General features: G+C 35.9%; 13 protein-coding genes, 1 tRNA gene and 3 pseudogenes. 5 read left to right on the forward strand and 12 right to left on the reverse strand.

What is annotated here, in order from left to right:
• Positions 1 to 3: 3 nt before the first annotated feature.
• From JCM7501_RS16670 to JCM7501_RS09825, 12 genes and pseudogenes are all read right to left on the reverse strand, one after another.
• Positions 4 to 282 (reverse strand): ATP synthase F0 subunit B, encoded by a 279-nt coding sequence (locus JCM7501_RS16670; RefSeq protein ID WP_256201370.1) that lies wholly within the window; start codon positions 280 to 282, stop codon positions 4 to 6.
• Positions 283 to 320: 38 nt separating this feature from the next.
• A complete protein-coding gene (atpE, locus tag JCM7501_RS09775; RefSeq protein WP_012994735.1) occupies positions 321 to 542 on the reverse strand; it encodes an ATP synthase F0 subunit C in 222 nt (73 codons plus the stop codon).
• Between the two features lie 84 nt (positions 543 to 626).
• Positions 627 to 1,283 carry a F0F1 ATP synthase subunit A gene (locus JCM7501_RS09780; RefSeq protein WP_012994734.1) on the reverse strand — a complete coding sequence of 219 codons (657 nt, stop codon included), beginning with the start codon at positions 1,281 to 1,283 and terminating at the stop codon, positions 627 to 629.
• Between the two features lie 290 nt (positions 1,284 to 1,573).
• Positions 1,574 to 2,152 (reverse strand): ribosome biogenesis GTP-binding protein YihA/YsxC, encoded by a 579-nt coding sequence (gene yihA / locus JCM7501_RS09785; RefSeq protein WP_028992013.1) that lies wholly within the window; start codon positions 2,150 to 2,152, stop codon positions 1,574 to 1,576.
• A pseudogene (lon, locus tag JCM7501_RS09790) lies at positions 2,142 to 4,477 on the reverse strand (endopeptidase La). Before lon ends, yihA begins: the two are co-directional and overlap by 11 nt.
• Before the next feature lie 94 nt (positions 4,478 to 4,571).
• Positions 4,572 to 5,846: an ATP-dependent Clp protease ATP-binding subunit ClpX gene (gene clpX, locus JCM7501_RS09795; protein WP_028992011.1), complete on the reverse strand. Its 1,275-nt coding sequence runs from the start codon at positions 5,844 to 5,846 to the stop codon at positions 4,572 to 4,574.
• A 21-nt stretch (positions 5,847 to 5,867) separates the two neighbouring features.
• Complete coding sequence (gene clpP / locus JCM7501_RS09800; RefSeq protein WP_012994730.1) at positions 5,868 to 6,455, reverse strand: ATP-dependent Clp endopeptidase proteolytic subunit ClpP; 588 nt, start codon at positions 6,453 to 6,455, stop codon at positions 5,868 to 5,870.
• A gap of 5 nt (positions 6,456 to 6,460) precedes the next feature.
• Positions 6,461 to 7,759: a trigger factor gene (tig, locus tag JCM7501_RS09805; RefSeq protein ID WP_013149990.1), complete on the reverse strand. Its 1,299-nt coding sequence runs from the start codon at positions 7,757 to 7,759 to the stop codon at positions 6,461 to 6,463.
• Positions 7,760 to 7,928: 169 nt separating this feature from the next.
• Positions 7,929 to 8,013, reverse strand: a tRNA-Leu gene (locus tag JCM7501_RS09810).
• A 152-nt stretch (positions 8,014 to 8,165) separates the two neighbouring features.
• On the reverse strand, positions 8,166 to 8,966 hold the full coding sequence (locus JCM7501_RS09815; protein ID WP_028992010.1) for a response regulator: 801 nt from the start codon (positions 8,964 to 8,966) through the stop codon (positions 8,166 to 8,168).
• Positions 8,967 to 9,038: 72 nt separating this feature from the next.
• Positions 9,039 to 11,046, reverse strand: a pseudogene (locus JCM7501_RS09820) (PAS domain S-box protein).
• A gap of 64 nt (positions 11,047 to 11,110) precedes the next feature.
• Positions 11,111 to 11,335: a hypothetical protein gene (locus JCM7501_RS09825; protein WP_013149989.1), complete on the reverse strand. Its 225-nt coding sequence runs from the start codon at positions 11,333 to 11,335 to the stop codon at positions 11,111 to 11,113.
• A gap of 555 nt (positions 11,336 to 11,890) precedes the next feature.
• On the opposite strand from JCM7501_RS09825, the gene JCM7501_RS09830 reads away from it, so the two are divergent.
• The 5 genes and pseudogenes from JCM7501_RS09830 to JCM7501_RS09850 all read left to right on the forward strand — a co-directional run bounded on the left by JCM7501_RS09830 (position 11,891) and on the right by JCM7501_RS09850 (position 16,455).
• Positions 11,891 to 13,006, forward strand: coding sequence for an ABC transporter substrate-binding protein (locus tag JCM7501_RS09830; protein WP_256201371.1), 1,116 nt, complete (start codon positions 11,891 to 11,893; stop codon positions 13,004 to 13,006).
• A 120-nt stretch (positions 13,007 to 13,126) separates the two neighbouring features.
• Positions 13,127 to 14,012, forward strand: a pseudogene (locus JCM7501_RS09835) (branched-chain amino acid ABC transporter permease).
• A 10-nt stretch (positions 14,013 to 14,022) separates the two neighbouring features.
• Positions 14,023 to 14,991: a branched-chain amino acid ABC transporter permease gene (locus JCM7501_RS09840; protein ID WP_006570088.1), complete on the forward strand. Its 969-nt coding sequence runs from the start codon at positions 14,023 to 14,025 to the stop codon at positions 14,989 to 14,991.
• Positions 14,966 to 15,733: an ABC transporter ATP-binding protein gene (locus tag JCM7501_RS09845; RefSeq protein WP_028992006.1), complete on the forward strand. Its 768-nt coding sequence runs from the start codon at positions 14,966 to 14,968 to the stop codon at positions 15,731 to 15,733. The genes JCM7501_RS09840 and JCM7501_RS09845 overlap by 26 nt, the downstream gene beginning before the upstream one ends.
• 2 nt (positions 15,734 to 15,735) lie before the next feature.
• Positions 15,736 to 16,455 (forward strand): ABC transporter ATP-binding protein, encoded by a 720-nt coding sequence (locus JCM7501_RS09850; protein ID WP_013149984.1) that lies wholly within the window; start codon positions 15,736 to 15,738, stop codon positions 16,453 to 16,455.
• Positions 16,456 to 16,685: the final 230 nt, after the last annotated feature.

Here is a 16,685-nt window from a genome sequence, read left to right on the forward strand (position 1 = left end):
CATCTATAATTTTGTTTGCTCTTTCTTCCGCAATTTTTGCGCCCTTTCAATAATAGCTTTTTTCTCATTGTCTGCATTTTGCAATATTTCCTCATATTTTGCTTTTAAATTGTAAGCCTCCTGTTTTTCTCTTTCTGCTTCTTCCAAAGAAGACTTAATCTTGTTTTCTCTATCTTCAAGAAATTGCGTAACAGGTTTAAATAAGAGCCTTTTTAGTATATAGTAGAGAACAAGTATGTTGATTATTGTAAAGATGAAAGTCCAAATGTTAAAAAAGCCCAACTTTTTTCCCTTCTTTCATCAGGAAATCTCTTTTGAGCTTATGGCTTTAATATTATTATGAGGAATGCTACCAGTAAGCCATAAATGGCTGTCGCCTCAGCAAGAGCGCCACCTAATAAAAGAAGCTGCATAATCCTCCCACCTGCTTCGGGTTGCCTTGCCACAGCCTCTACTGCCTTCCCTGTAGCAATACCTATACCAATACCTGCTCCTATACCTGTTAATGCAGCAATACCTGCGCCAATAACTGTCAAATCCATTTAAATCATCTCCTTTTCATTATTAATTTATTATAATTTTTAATTCTAATTTTTAATTCTTTGTCGTTTATTATTAATTGTCATTCATTCTTCTATGGCCTCTTGAATATACAGCATTGTCAAAAACACAAACACTAGCATTTGTAAAAGACCGTCAAAAAGGTCAAAGTATATGCTAAATACCGCAGGAAGCACTATTGGGACGGCCCTTTCTATAAGTCCCATTATTGTAACAGCTGCAAATATATTGCCAAAGAGTCGGGTTGCCAATGACAAAGGCCTTGTAAATAAATCTAAAACATTAATAAAAAAATTTATTGGAGACTTAAAAAAGTATTTTGCATACCCTTTAACTCCTCTTGCTCTTATGGTAGCTATAACAACAGTAATAATTGACATAAGGGCAAGAGCAGAAGTCGCACTTATATCTTTAGTAGGAGGTGCTAATCCAAAAATGCTTATAGTGTTGGCCAAAATCAAAAAAGCTGCTACAGTTCCTAAATAGGGAGTATAATCTTTCCAATACTCCCCTAAAGAATTCTCTACAAATTTATTAAATCCCTCTATTATAAGCTCTACCATATTCTGTGTACCTTCAGGCACTAGTTTCCATCCTTTTGTAACTGCAGAAGCAGCAACAATCAATACAGCCATTATAATCCACTCAACTACTACTGTCATTGTAACAGGTATGCCGCCAAATAGAGGTATTGTAAACACTACTGGTGATTGTATTTGCACTTAATTCGCCTCCTTTTTCTTACCCCCCCAACACATATAATTATAAACCCGTAATGTAAAATCTTCAACTCAAAAATTTCTGATACAAAATATTTCGCATATCAAAATACTTTCTGTCAATATTTTAACTATCAACAGAATTTCACCCATAAATTATACCTCTTATAAATTTTTAATACAAATTGTTTATAACATTTAAAATACACTATCTGTAACTAATTTGTCAAAATTTTAAATAATTATTCTTCTCGTCAATTAAATTTCTCGCAAAATCGCTCAAAATCTCATTTTTACACATTCTTTTCAAAAATTGATAACACTTGTGATACTCCAATCTTTTCTAACGCAGAAAATATTACAACCTCTTCTCGATTAATGTTAAAAATTTTACAAACATCTTTCACCGCTTTTTGGGCTTGTGATTTGCTTACTTTATCCGCTTTAGTTAGTACTACAGTAAAAGGTAAATTTTTATATTTAAACCAATTTATCATTAATAAATCGTCTTCAGTTGGAACTCTTCGTATGTCTATTAAAAGTAATCCATGTCGTAAATTGCGAGAGGTGTTGAGAAAAGTTTCTATATTATGCGCCCATTGTTTTTTCATTTCTTTTGAAACTTTTGCATAGCCATATCCAGGCAAATCTACTAAATAAAATTTGTTGTTTATCAAATAAAAGTTTATACCTCGAGTTTTGCCAGGTCTTGAACTTGTTTTTGCAAGATTTTTTCTATTTAGTACTGTATTTATCAATGTAGATTTGCCCACGTTTGACCTCCCAGCAATTACTATTTGGGGAAGATCGTCTTTTGGATACTGCTCCTCATTAAAAGCAGATCTGGTAAATTCCACAGTTTTAATTTTCATAACAGCCCTCCTTAACCAATGCAAAGTCGAGGACCTCATCAATCCTTTCCACAAACTTGAATTCCAATTTTCGCTTTACACTTTGAGGAATCTCATCTAAATCCCTTTTATTTTCCTCAGGAAGTATTACTTTTGTTATCCCTGCTCTATTGGCTGCTAAAACTTTTTCTTTTACTCCCCCAATTGGAAGGATTTTGCCCGTCAAAGTTATTTCTCCCGTCATCGCTACATCTTTCCTCACAGGAACTTTTTTAAGAGCGGAAACCATAGCTGTCACCATAGTTATTCCTGCTGAAGGACCATCTTTTGGAATTGCACCTTCAGGTACGTGTATATGTATATCAACATTTTTGTAAAAATCTTTATCTATATTTAGTTTATTGGCATTTGCCCTTATGTAACTAAGACCAGCTTGGGCAGATTCTTTCATTACATCTCCTAATTGTCCAGTAAGATTGAGTTTTCCGCTTCCTGGCATTATAGAGGCTTCTACAGTTAAAATTTCTCCTCCTACCCTTGTCCATGCAAGTCCAAAAACTATCCCTATTTCGTCTTTTTGGTTCGCTTTGTCAGTACGGTAAATAGGTTTGCCTAAGTAAGACTGTAAATTTCTTTTTCCAACTTTTATTACTTGTGCGTTTTCTTCCACTATCTTCTTTATAGCCTTTCTTACAATTTGTGATAGATTTTTTTCTAAACCTCTTACTCCTGCTTCACGAGTATATTCCGAAATTATTCCGTAAATAGCAGATTCTTGGATTATTATCTTGTTATCTGGCACCCCATGTTCTTTTAAAATTCTAGGTATTAAATAGTCTTTTGCAATGTGAAGTTTTTCTTCTTCAGTGTATCCAGAAACATATATAATTTCCATTCTATCTAAAAGAGGTGCAGGTATAGTATCTGTAGTGTTAGCCGTTGTTATAAACAGGACCTTTGAAAGGTCAAAAGGTAAATCAAGATAATGGTCTCTAAAAGTGGAGTTTTGTTCTGGATCAAGGACTTCAAGCATTGCAGAGGCAGGGTCACCTCTAAAATCTGAACTCATTTTGTCTATTTCATCCAACAAAAACACCGGATTTTTTGACCCAGCTATTTTTATGGAATTTATAATACCCCCTGGTATAGCTCCTACATAAGTACGCCTGTGTCCCCTTATTTCTGCCTCATCTCTTACCCCACCAAGAGATAATCTAACAAATTTTCTGTTCATTGCTCTGGCAATAGACCTACCTAATGAAGTCTTACCCACACCTGGAGGACCTACAAGGCATAAAATAGGACTTTTAATTTTGTTGTAAAAACTTCTAACTGCTAAAAACTCTATTATCCTCTCTTTTACTTTCTTCAATCCATAATGGTCTTCATCCAATATTTTCTGTGCCCTTTTCAAATCTAAAATATCTTCTGTTTCATAATTCCAAGGCAAATCCAATATCCAATCTAAATATGTTCTCACCACAGAAGCTTCTGCTGAACCAGGCGCCATCTTGGAAAGGCGTTTTAATTCCTCTTTTGCCTTTTTTCTAACCTCTTCGGGTAAATCTTTTTCCTCTATTTTCTTTTCATACTCCTCAACTTCTTGATCAATCTCATCTGTCTCTCCTAATTCAGCCTTTATAGCTTTTAATTGTTCTCTTAAATAATATTCTTTCTGCAATTTATCAATTCGACTTCTAACTTCTGCATTTATTTCTTTTTCAATGCTTAATATTTCTAATTCTTTCATCAAAAATTCTAAAAGAGTTTCTAATCTTTTATTTACATCAAAGCATTCCAAAAGCTGTTGACTTTGATTCGTATTTAAAGATATATGAGCAGCAATCATGTCTGCTAGTCTTCCAGGTTCTTCTATATTTAATACACTATACAAACTCTCTATAGCAGTCCCGAAGTCATATTTACATATTCTTTAAAAGCTGAAGTAACGCTTCTCATTAAAGCCTCAAGCTCTGGCGTCTTCTCAATTTCTTTTTGCTCTTCCTTTTCTATCACTTCCACTTCAAAAAATTCATCATCTCTTGTTATTTGTTGAATTTCAGCACGACTTATCCCTTCTACCAAAACCCTTATAAGTTCTCCTGGCAGTTTTAACATTTGCTTAACTTTTGTAATAGTTCCAACTTTGTAAACGTCGTCAACAGTCGGGTCTTCCACCTCCACTTCCTTTTGTGTTGTAACAAATATTAGCTGGTTTTTCATAAAAGCTTCTTCTAATGCCCTAATTGACTTTTCTCTTCCTATATCAAAATGTAGTACCATGTACGGAAAAATAGTTAATCCTCTTAAAGGAATCATTGGTAATATATACTTTTTTTCTGTCATATCTTCACCCTCTTTTATGCAATATAATCCAACCCCCCTTTCCCTTCACTTTTTTAGTATGCGAAGGAAAAGGGGGATTAATGTAAAAAATTCATTACGAAACAGATTCTGTCTTTTTTATTTTCTTTTTAGTTTTTTGAGCATCTGAGTAAACCAATGTCGGTGGAGCTTTCTTTAATACCGTCTCTTCAGTAATAATGCATTTTTCTATATTCTCACTAGAAGGTATCTCATACATTACGTCCAGCATTATCTCTTCTAAAATAGCTCTTAAGCCTCTTGCGCCTGTTTTCCTTTCTAATGCCTTATCTGCTATAAGATTTAAAGCTTTTTTGTCAAACTCCAGTTTTACGCCATCTAATTCAAACAACTTTTCATATTGCTTTACTAAAGCATTTTTAGGCTCTGTCAATATTCTCACTAAGTCTTCCTTATCCAAAGGATCCAACGTAACTACTATAGGAACCCTTCCTATAAATTCGGGTATCATACCAAATTTTAGAAGGTCCTCAGGCATTATATGGCTTAAAATTTCACCAATATTCTTCTCTTTTCTGCTTTGCACATCAGAGCCAAATCCCAGAGTCTTTTTCCCAATTCTCGACTCTATTATTTTTTCTAGGCCTTCAAAAGCACCACCACATATAAACAATATATTAGTGGTATCAATTTGTATAAACTCTTGGTGAGGATGTTTTCTCCCACCTTGTGGCGGCACATTTGCAATGGTTCCTTCTAAAATTTTTAATAAGGCCTGCTGTACGCCTTCTCCTGAGACATCACGAGTAATAGAAGGATTTTCTGACTTTCTTGCTATTTTATCTATTTCGTCAATGTAAATTATACCTTTTTCCGCTTTTTCTATGTCATAATCTGCTGCTTGTATAAGCTTTAAGAGTATATTCTCTACATCTTCACCTACATACCCAGCTTCAGTTAGAGAAGTTGCATCAGCTATCGCAAAAGGAACGTTTAAAAGTTTCGCCAGTGTCTGAGCCAATAAGGTCTTGCCAGAACCTGTTGGACCTAAAAGCAAAATATTGCTCTTTTGAAGTTCTACATCATCTGGTTTTAGCCTGCTATTAATTCTCTTGTAGTGGTTGTAAACAGCAACAGCTAATGCCTTTTTAGCTTTTTCCTGCCCAATTACATATTGGTCAAGAAATTCTTTTATTTCTTTTGGCTTGGGAAGTTCTCCCATTCCCATATCCATGTCTTCTTCAAATTCTTCATTTATGATTTCTTGGCAAAGTTCGATACACTCATCGCAAATATACACACCAGGTCCTGCAACTAGCCTTTTTACCTGGTCCTGTGTTTTCCCGCAAAAGGAACATTTTAGTTGTTTTTGGTTATCATATTTGGCCATAATTTCACCTCTTTAGGGGCATCATCTTTTATTCCTGATAAGAACCTCGTCTATAATGCCATAAGCTTTTGCATCCTCCGCATCCATGAAGAAGTCCCTTTCAGTATCCGCCTTTATCTTTTCAATAGGCTGCCCCGTATTTTCTGCAAGTATTCTATCTAACTTATCTCTTAACTTTAATATCCTTTCCGCGTGAATCTTAATGTCAGTAGCTTGACCATGCATTCCTCCTAAAGGCTGATGTATCATTATTTCGCTATTAGGAAGTGCAAATCTTTTTCCTTTCGCACCTGCTGCTAATAAAAATGCAGCCATGGATGCCGCCATTCCGACACATAAAGTTACTACATCCGGCTTTATATACTGCATAGTATCATAAATGGCAAAACCTGCAGTTATTGAACCTCCTGGGCTATTTATATAAAGCCAGATGTCTTTGTCAGGGTCTTCAGCTTCCAAGAACAAAAGCTGTGCAATAACCAAACTTGCTGTAGTATCATTTATTTCTTCTCCTAAAAAGACAATCCTGTCCTTTAGCAAACGTGAAAATATATCGTAGGAACGTTCGCCTCTATTAGTCTGCTCTACAACAATCGGTACAAGGCTCATAATCATCACTCCTCTTTACTTATTATTTTACACTGACTAAAAATAAAGTCAATCGTCTTATAATAAGCTATATCTTCTTTTATGCTGTTTATCTGGCTTTCAGTAAGACTTTTCTTGAATTCTTCCAAATTTATTCTGTAATTCGCTGCCATCTCTTTTAATTTATTTTCTAATTCTTCCTCTGTAGCTTCAATATTTTCAATTTTAGCTATTTTGTCTATGACAAGCTGAGTTTTTACTCTGTTTAGAGCTCCCTCCCACATTTCTTTTCTTAAGTCTTCTAATGTCTTCCCTGTAATTGATAAATACCTGTCTAAATCTAATCCCTGATATCTCAAATTGTAATCTAACTCCCTCAAAGAAGCGTCTATCTGTCTTTCCACCATAACATCTGGTATATCAACTTTTGCGTTTTCTACAACTTTCATTACTGCTTTCTCTTTCATTTCATTTTCTGCTTGTTGCCTATTTCTTTCTTCTAATTTTTTCCTTATATCAGCTTTTAATTCATCTATTGTTTCAAATTCGCTTACATCTTTTGCAAATTCATCGTCTAACTCAGGTAATTCTTTTTTATTTAACGCCTTGAGGGTAACTTTAAAAGCGGCAGATTTGCCTCTTAATTCTTCCACTCTATAATCTTCAGGGAAAGTAACATTTACATTAAAATTCTCATTTACATTGTGTCCTATTATTTGGTCTTCAAACCCTGGAATAAAAGTATTACTACCTAATTCTAATTGGTAATTTTCGGCTTTACCGCCTTCAAAAGGCTTGTCATCAATAAATCCTTCAAAGTCTATTACAGCAATATCTCCTCTCTCAGCCGCTCTTCCTTCTACAGGCACAATCCTCGCATTTTGCTGTCTTAATTTTTCTAATTCGTATTCTACATCCCCGTCGTACACATCATACTCTATTTTTTCAATTTCTATGCCTTTATATTCTCCTAACTCTACTTCAGGCATTACAGGCACTGTTGCCTCTAAAATTAAATCTTTCCCTTTACCAATTTGTAAAATATGGATATGTGGGTAATCAACAGGTTGCAAATTAAACGTTTTAAGAGCCTCATTATACGCCTCATCAAAAACATATTCTACAGCATCTTCATAAAGGACTCCTTCGCCATAATATCTTTCTACGATTACTCTCGGAGCCTTTCCTCTTCTAAAACCAGGTACATTAAATTTAGATGCATTTTTCTTAAAAGCAAAATTTAATCCCTCTTCAAATTTTTCACTTGGAATTGTAAGTTCAATCGTGGCAACACTTTTCTCTAATTTTTTAAGACTCACACCCATTAAATAAATCCTCCTATTCTCTTTCTTTGGTATAAGGTCTTCTAAACTTATAATATTATAACATAAAAAAACGGTGAATCAAACACAAGTTATTGTAAATTTTATACAAAAAAAATAATGCTTACTGCATTATTTCTTTCAAAAATATATTATTCCTCGAAATTTTTACTGGTGCGGGCAAAGGGACTTGAACCCCCACGTCATAAGACACCAGATCCTAAGTCTGGCGCGTCTGCCAATTCCGCCATGCCCGCATATTAAAATTGGTGTGCCATTAGGGACTCTAACCATCATCAGCTGATTAAAAGTCCATGCAAGGCCATTTTATCAAAGTTTTTTTAATATGTCAAGAGCGCTTCTAATATACTACAAACAAGCAAAGTTCTTAATGGCTACCTAAATAACTTTATTTTTCTTTTGCTTCTTCCCTTTCTTGAACTGAATTCGATATTTCCTTCATCACGCTTTCTTTTGCAAAATTAATTAGCTCTCCTTCATTTTTCCCGTTATCGGGATATATACTTATGCCAAAATACCATTTCCCCGGCAATTTATCTTTAAGTTTTTTTATTACGACCGCTGTGCCATTAGCTCCTGTAATAGGAAGAATTAAAGCCAAAGTATTTTTATCAACCTCAAATACTGTATCTATGTCACGAAGTTTGTTCTTTACCTGGTCTGCTATTTTTGAGATCCCAATTTTGGCTTTTTCCTCGCATTGCGCCAGAACTAAAGAGAGATTTATATTGCTTCTTTTGGCGCGGTTTATTTCTTTTCTTAGCAGCTCTTTAAGTTCCGGATAGTGATCTCCTTCTTCAACATATCCTATTAGTTTTACTACACGTTTTAAAAGCTCAGCTGCTTTGAAGGGCTTAATGAGATATTCTACTGCACCAACTTCTATTGCCCGTCTAATCGAAGGTGCTGTAGCATCTCCACTTAATATCATCACTGGAATATTTTTGTATTCCGCTTGCGATTTTAGTTTCCGTATAAATTCAAAACCGTTTTGATTCGGCAGATTTATGTCTACAATTACTAAATCAAACAATTCTTTTTTATTTTTTACTTTCAATATTGCTTCTTCAGCAGTGGCTGCTGTTTCAACATCATATCCTTCTACCCCTAATCTATCTTTAACAATAAGCCGTATTAATCTAGAGTCATCTACTATTAGAATGCTCTTACTGTTTTTTCTCTCTACCATAGCTCTTTTATTGAGGCTGGCTTACAAGCCTCACTCTCTATCCCCCTTTCTGTAAAGTGTTTCAGATTAGTGTTACTCGCTTTTTACACAGTTTCTTCCCGCTCTTTTTGCTTCATAAAGCATATTATCTGCTCGTAAAAGAACTGTATCAATGGTATCAGTATCCCTATATTCAGTTACACCAAAGCTTGCTGTCACATCCCCTATTTGTTCCAGTTCTATGCTGCTTATCTGTTTTCTAAGCTCTTCAGCCAGATCAACTGCATTATTCAAAGAAGTTTCGGGCAGGAGGATTATAAATTCTTCTCCTCCCCAGCGTGCGAAATAATCTGTTTTCCGTGCCCTTCTTTTTACTGTGTTAGCAACATTTTTAAGAACCGTATCTCCCCCCGCATGACCAAAGCGGTCATTTATCCTCTTGAAATGATCTAAATCAAACATAATAATCGAAAAAGGCTTTCTATTTCGTTTTACTCGTTCTATTTCCTGCTCCAGCATTTGCATGAAAAAACGCCGGTTATAAATATTTGTAAGGGGATCGGTAATAGATTGGCGGTAAAGTAATTCTTCAAATCTCTTGCGCTCACTTATATCACGAATAATCCCTATTGCATGCCATGCATCTTTAATTCTGACGGCAGAAAGTGAAAGCTCTACATCAATTTCATAGCCGTTTTTGTGTCTTGCTTTCATTTCAATCATTCTACCCACAGCATTTCCTTTACCACTTAAGCGGAATCTTTTAAATGCTTCTCTATATACTTCGTACAGTCGTTCCTCTTGTATTACAAATGCATGTAGCTCCTTCCCAATTATTTCTTCTTTCGAATATCCAAGTATACGCTCCGCTGCAGGGTTCCAAAAAGTTACGTTTCCATTGTCATCAATCATGATAATGGCATCTCCTGCAGATTCCATTATATCATTTAAAATCTCATTCCTTTCCTTCAATTCTTTTTCCATTTTTCTACGCTCTGTTATATCAATCACAAGTTCTGTATATACTTTTTCTACTCCAAGTTCTACAAGTTCCAAGTGAACTTCTACAGGATAGAGAGAACCCTCTTTCCTGCGGTGTACTGTGTTAAAGATAATTTGCTGTTGCTCACCTTTAGCAAGAGGCTCAAGAAGTTCTTTAAAGCTTTGTACGGTAAACTCTGGCTTTAAGTCAACAGGAGTCATTTCTTTAAGCTCTTCTTCAGTATATCCCAAATTTTCCCTTGCTCCCCGGTTCACCGCAATGAACTTCAGCGTCTCCGGATGAAATATGTAAATTTCATTGAGCGAGTCTTCAAAAAGATTTTTATAAAATTCAAGCTCTCTCTTTGCTTTCCATTGTTCGGTGATGTCAAATATAATCAGATGCATCAATGTTTTTCCTTGATAATCTACAGGGGATGAATATACTTCTACTAATCTCTCTTCTCCGTTAGCTAACCGCTGGAAGCAAATGCAGGGATTACAGCCCTTCTTTAAAACTTCCGACCATTTCCGACCATCATCTATGGTAGAAGCGCCCCCAAAAGCTCTATGTCCATCTGCAGCATGGTATCTTTAGAATAACCGTAGAAATGACAGGCAGCTTTGTTGGCATAAATGATGCGTCTGATTCTGGTTCGATAAGTAGCATCACTACATTATGGCTTTCAAACATGCTGTGGAACAACTCTTCTCTCTTTTTCATCTGTATTTTGGCCTCATAGAGCTTAAAAGCCATTTCTATTTGAGATATGAGTACATACTCATCTACACCTTTAAGAACATACCCGTAAGCTGAAACTGCCTTTATTTTTTCCATTATTTCTTTACTGGCATTGGCAGTAAGAAATAGAATTGGGATATCTTTATGCTGCTGAATTATTCTTGCTGCATCTATCCCATCGATTGTTCCTTTAAGTTCTATGTCCATGAGAATTAAATCCGGGTTTTCTAAATCATTTGTTGCTTTTTCAACAGCCTCTTCGCCGGATGTAACTATTTCCGCCTTATATCCGTATTTGTCTAGAATATCTGCTGTTATTTGTGCGTTAAGTTTACTGTCTTCTACAACCAGAATCTTTTTTGGAAGAGCAACATTCATCAGTTAATACCTCCAATTAACACAATTTCGTAGTTACCTTAGTATCTAGTATAAAAATGTTTTTCTATATTTTCCGAAAATTACTCAAGACTTCTATTTTCCGAAATATTATTATACTCTTTTTTCTTAAAAACACAATAAAAATTTTACTTGTCATAATATTACCAATCACACCGGCTATTTTACCATCTATACTTTCGTCGTACTCATCCATATACTCTGGAGTATATTTTAATCGCGTCAATGCCACTTTTACTTCATTTTGACTACTTTTCAATTTTTGCACCATATTGTATTCCACTTTATATCGGAAAATGTAACTAAAAAGTTATTTGTCTCACCTAAAATACTCCTAATCATTTTTTCCTTTGCATATTGACAAAACAAAGAAAAGCAAGTATAATTAATACAGGAAGTAAATAGAAAAGGAGGCAAAGGCGCCTTTAGAAAAAAGGTGCCTTTGCCTTTTTAATTATCAGCCATCAAATTTAAATCTCCATCAAAATTTTATACTAAATATTATCCCCTAAAAAACCTTTTTAAAATATGCAGATCATTTTTATTATACCACAAATTAATTCAAATTTGAAAAAAGGATCACAAAGAGGTGAAAATGGTTACTAATAGGACGTACCTAATGTATACTGAATATTTTAAGAAAAATAAAGAAAAATGTAAAAATCGTAGATATGTTTTTAAAATGATTATAATAGTCAGCAGAATCTGCAGTGGATTCGCACCCTTTTAAAAAGGAGAGGGGTGTAGCAGGACAGGTTATGTGCTTATAGCAAAAATGGAAGATTATTTTTAAAAAACAGAAAATTTTAAAGGAGGATGGTAAGCCGTGCGTAAAGGCATTGTTAGAGGAGTAGCAGCAGGTTTATTATCGTTTTTACTTTTATTTGCTTCGGCGTGTGGAAGTAAGTCTGAGAATAACGATGTTATAAAAATTGGAGCAAACTTAGAGCTGTCGGGAAATGTTGCCACATTGGGGCAATCAGGCTTAAATGGAATTATGTTAGCAGTAGATGAAATTAATAATGCTGGTGGAGTTCTTGGAAAAAAGATTGAAATAGTCAAGTATGACAATAAGTCCGATAATACAGAAGCCGCTGCGGTTGCAACCCGGTTAATTACCCAAGATAAAGTAGTTGCCATTATTGGTTCGGCGACTTCTGGCAATACCCTCTCTTATGTTAACATTGCCGAAACTAATAAAGTTCCTGTGATCTCGCCTTCGGCAACTAACCCTGATGTTACAGTAGATCCTAAAACAGGCAAAGTAAGGGAGTATATTTTCCGGACTTGCTTTATAGATCCTTTTCAGGGAACGGCAATGGCGAAGTTCGTTTTAAATGAATTAAAGCTTAAAAAAGTTGCTGTTTTAAAAGATAATACAGCTCCTTACTCGGTGGGTTTAGCTAAGTTTTTTGTAGAAGCTTTCAAAGCTGGCGGTGGTGAAATCTTAGCTGATGAAAACTACACTACTCAAGATCAGGATTTTCGCTCGGTATTAACCAAGATTAAAAATTTAAAGCCTGAATTTATTTATGTACCTGGTTATTACGAGCAAGTGGGGCAAATTGTAAAGCAAGCACGGGAGCTTGGTATTAATGTTCCTATGGGCGGTGGTGATGGCTGGGATTCGCCAAAGCTTGTTGAAATTGCAGGTGCTGCTGCGCTTAATAACACCTTTATTACCAATCACTATTCGTCTTTAATGCCTGATCCAAAAATTCAGGACTTTGTTAAAAAGTATAAGAAAAAATACGGCAGCGAGCCGGATGCAATGGCTGCAGTAGGTTATGATACGGTACTTGTTTTAGTTGATGCCATTAAACGGGCTGGTGAAGCTACACCTGAAAAAATCAAAGAAGCTTTAATGACCACCAAGGATGTAGAAGGAGTTACTGCCAAAATCTCCATAGATGAAAATCACAATGCTGTTAAAGCTTGGTGATTTTGGAATACAAAGATGGTAAGCAAATCTATAAGGCTTACGTAAATCCTTAAAAGATTAAAGGGGGGAGAATATTCCTCCCCTTAAGAAAATGAATTTAATTAAGGTAGGGTGGATAAGATGAATGAATTTATCCAGCAGTTAATAAATGGAATATCAGTAGGAAGTATTTACGCTTTAATTGCTTTAGGATACACTATGGTTTATGGTATTATAAAACTCATCAATTTTGCCCACGGTGATGTTTACATGCTTGGTGCTTTCGCAGGACTATATGCGACGTTGGTTTTTAAAAATGTCTTTTGTTCCAGCGTTAATTTTTTCCATGATTGTGTGTGCTATTTTAGGCATTATTATCGAAAGATTGGCATATCGTCCTTTAAGAAACTCACCTAAAATTGTAATTTTAATTACTGCAATAGGCGTTTCCCTTCTTTTAGAATATACCACGATGTTTTTCCTGGGTCCACAGCCTCGAGCATTTCCGGAAGTTTTTAAGCATGCTTCGTATACATTGGTTGGCGGAAAGGTTACCATATCAAATAGGGAAATTTTAATTATTGCGGTCACGGTTATCTTAATGATTTTACTACAGTATATAATTCATAATACGAAAATTGGAAAAGCAATGCGGGCAGTTTCTTATGACATGCAAGCTGCTCGTTTAATGGGAATAAATGTGGATACGACAATATCCATCACCTTTGCTCTTGGTTCAGCTTTAGCTGCGGCAGCAGGGGTACTGGTAGGGATATATTACAATAAAGTATTTCCCTTAATGGGAATTATGTTTGGTTTAAAAGCCTTTGTTTCAGCGGTTTTAGGAGGAATAGGAATTATACCTGGAGCAATGACCGGAGGGCTTATTTTAGGGATTACCGAGTCCTTAGTAAGTGGGTACGGCAGTTCTTTATATCGGGATCCTGTAGCTTTTGTGATTTTGATTATTATCCTATTAGTTAAACCTTCTGGCTTATTTGGGAAAAACGTTCGGGAGAAAGTGTAGGTGTTACAGAATGCTGAAAAATTGGTTTACAAAGGAAAATCTTGCAGTAACGTTGTTGCTAGTAGTGCTTATGGTAGGAGTTCAGGTTTTGTATTCAGCAGAAATCATTAGTCCTTTTGTGATGTTAAACTTAATTATTATCGCAATCAATATTATTCTTGCAGTAAGTTTAAATTTAGTGGTTGGTTTTACGGGACAATTTTCTATTGGCCATGCGGGATTTATGGCATTAGGTGCTTATGCGTCGGCTATTATGTCTTTAAATTTTAATGCCCCTTTTATTGTATCCTTGTTAGTTGGAGCAATAGTGGCGGGTATTGGCGGTATTATAATTGGCATACCTACCTTGCGTTTAAGAGGCGATTACTTGGCTATTGCTACTTTAGGACTGGCTGAAATAATCCGGGGGGTAATAACAAATATTGATTATTTAGGTGGAGCTTACGGTTTAATGGGGATACCACAGAGGACTAATTGGCTGTGGGCTTTTGGGTGCATGCTGGTTACAGTTTTAGTTATCAAAAACTTTGTTCAATCCAGCCACGGTCGGGCGTGTATTTCAGTTCGAGAAAATGAAATTGCGGCGGAAGCCATGGGAATAAATACCACGAAATATAAAGTTATAGCTTTCACTATGGGTTCATTTTTTGCTGGAATTGGCGGGGCACTCCTTGCTCATTATATTACCTTTATTGAACCAAATGCTTTTAACTTTTTAAAATCCTTTGATATACTTGTGATGGTAGTTTTAGGAGGACAGGGGAGCCTCACCGGTTCAGTTGTAGCGGCAATTGTACTAACGTTAATTTCTACATTTTTACAGAGTTTAGCAGAACTGCGACTTATAATTTATGCCATAATCTTAATCTTGGTGATGTTATTTAGACCCCAGGGACTTCTTGGAACCCATGAGTTATCCTTTAAGCTTTTGCAGAGAAAGAGAGGTGTAAGTCATGGCAGCCATTCTGCAGACGCATAGGGTGGGGATTAGTTTTGGAGGATTAAAAGCAGTTCAGGATTTAAATCTTACCTTAAATGAAGGAGATTTAGTTGGGTTAATCGGACCAAACGGTGCAGGTAAAACGACGGTTTTTAACCTTTTAACCGGGATTTACCTTCCAACCAGTGGTGACATAATCTTTAAAGGCGAAAGCATAGTAGGGTTAAAGCCTTACCAAATTGCTGCTAAAGGCATAACCCGTACTTTCCAAAACATTCGTTTGTTTGGCGAACTTTCGGTCTTGGAGAATGTTTTAATTGCCAGGCACTTGCATGTTCCATATAATATGATGCATGCTATATTCCGTCTTGGGAAGTTTTACCAAGGAGAAAAGGAAATGCGGGATGAAGCTTACGAGCTATTAAAAATCATGAACTTAGCTCATAAGGCAGAAGAAAAGGCCAAAAACCTACCTTACGGAGAACAGCGTCGATTAGAAATTGCCCGGGCGTTGGCTACTCACCCTTCATTATTACTTTTAGACGAACCAGCAGCAGGCATGAATCCTCGAGAAACGACCGAGTTAATGGAATTAATTGGCTTTATCCGGAGTAAGTTTAACGTGACTATTTTGCTCATTGAGCACGATATGCATTTAGTAATGAACATTTGCGAGCAGATTTACGTTTTGGACTATGGAGTTAATATTGCTCAAGGTACGCCTGAAGAAATTAAAAACAACCCTCGGGTTATTGAAGCATATTTAGGAGAGGAGGCGTAACTATGAGCGAAAAGGAAGTATTAAGAATTGAAGAGTTAAATGTGTTTTACGGGGCCATTCATGCTTTAAAAGGAATATCGCTTACCGTAAACGAAGGAGAAATAGTAACCTTAATCGGGGCAAATGGTGCGGGGAAAAGCACTACTTTAAATACAATTTGCGGATTGGTCAAGCCTAAATCAGGAAAAATAATTTTTGAAGGTAAGGATATTACTGGTAAAACTGCTCATGACATCGTAAAAATGGGCATAAGCCAGGTGCCTGAGGGCCGACGGGTTTTTGCTAACATGTCAGTATTGGAAAACTTGGAATTAGGTGCTTATCTTTTAAAAGATAAAGCAGAATTTAAACGCAGGCTTAGCAGGGTTTTTGAACGGTTTCCGCGGCTTGCGGAAAGAAAGGGACAACTGGCCGGCTCTTTATCTGGCGGAGAACAACAAATGTTAGCGATGGGACGAGCATTAATGTCAGCACCTAGGCTTATGCTTTTAGATGAACCTTCAATGGGCTTAGCTCCCCTGTTGGTTAAAGAGATTTTTGCGATCATTAAAGAACTAAACGAGCAAGGAACTACTATTCTTTTAGTGGAACAAAATGCACATATGGCTCTTTCTATCGCTCATAAAGGCTATGTATTAGAAACAGGAAAAATTGTCTTATCTGGCCCCGCCCGGCAGCTGGCGGAAAACCCGCAGGTAAAAGAAGCTTATCTTGGGGGTTAAAGGGGGGTCAGAGAAGGCAGTTCTTTGAAGGGCTGTGTAAAATTTAAGTAGCTGAAGCAGGAAAAAAAGAAAAGAAAAGGGACTTCACTGATTCATCTAAAATTAAAGAAGGAAATCCTACATAAAAGATAAAAAAATTAAAGAGTGATAGTAAAAAAGTATCCCTTAGGAACGGCTTAAATAAAGGCTTTAAATTATGTACAAGGTTAATAAAAAATTGATAAAGGGGA

The sequence above is a fragment of the Thermoanaerobacter thermocopriae JCM 7501 genome (assembly GCF_001310975.1).
GTDB lineage: Bacteria > Bacillota > Thermoanaerobacteria > Thermoanaerobacterales > Thermoanaerobacteraceae > Thermoanaerobacter > Thermoanaerobacter thermocopriae.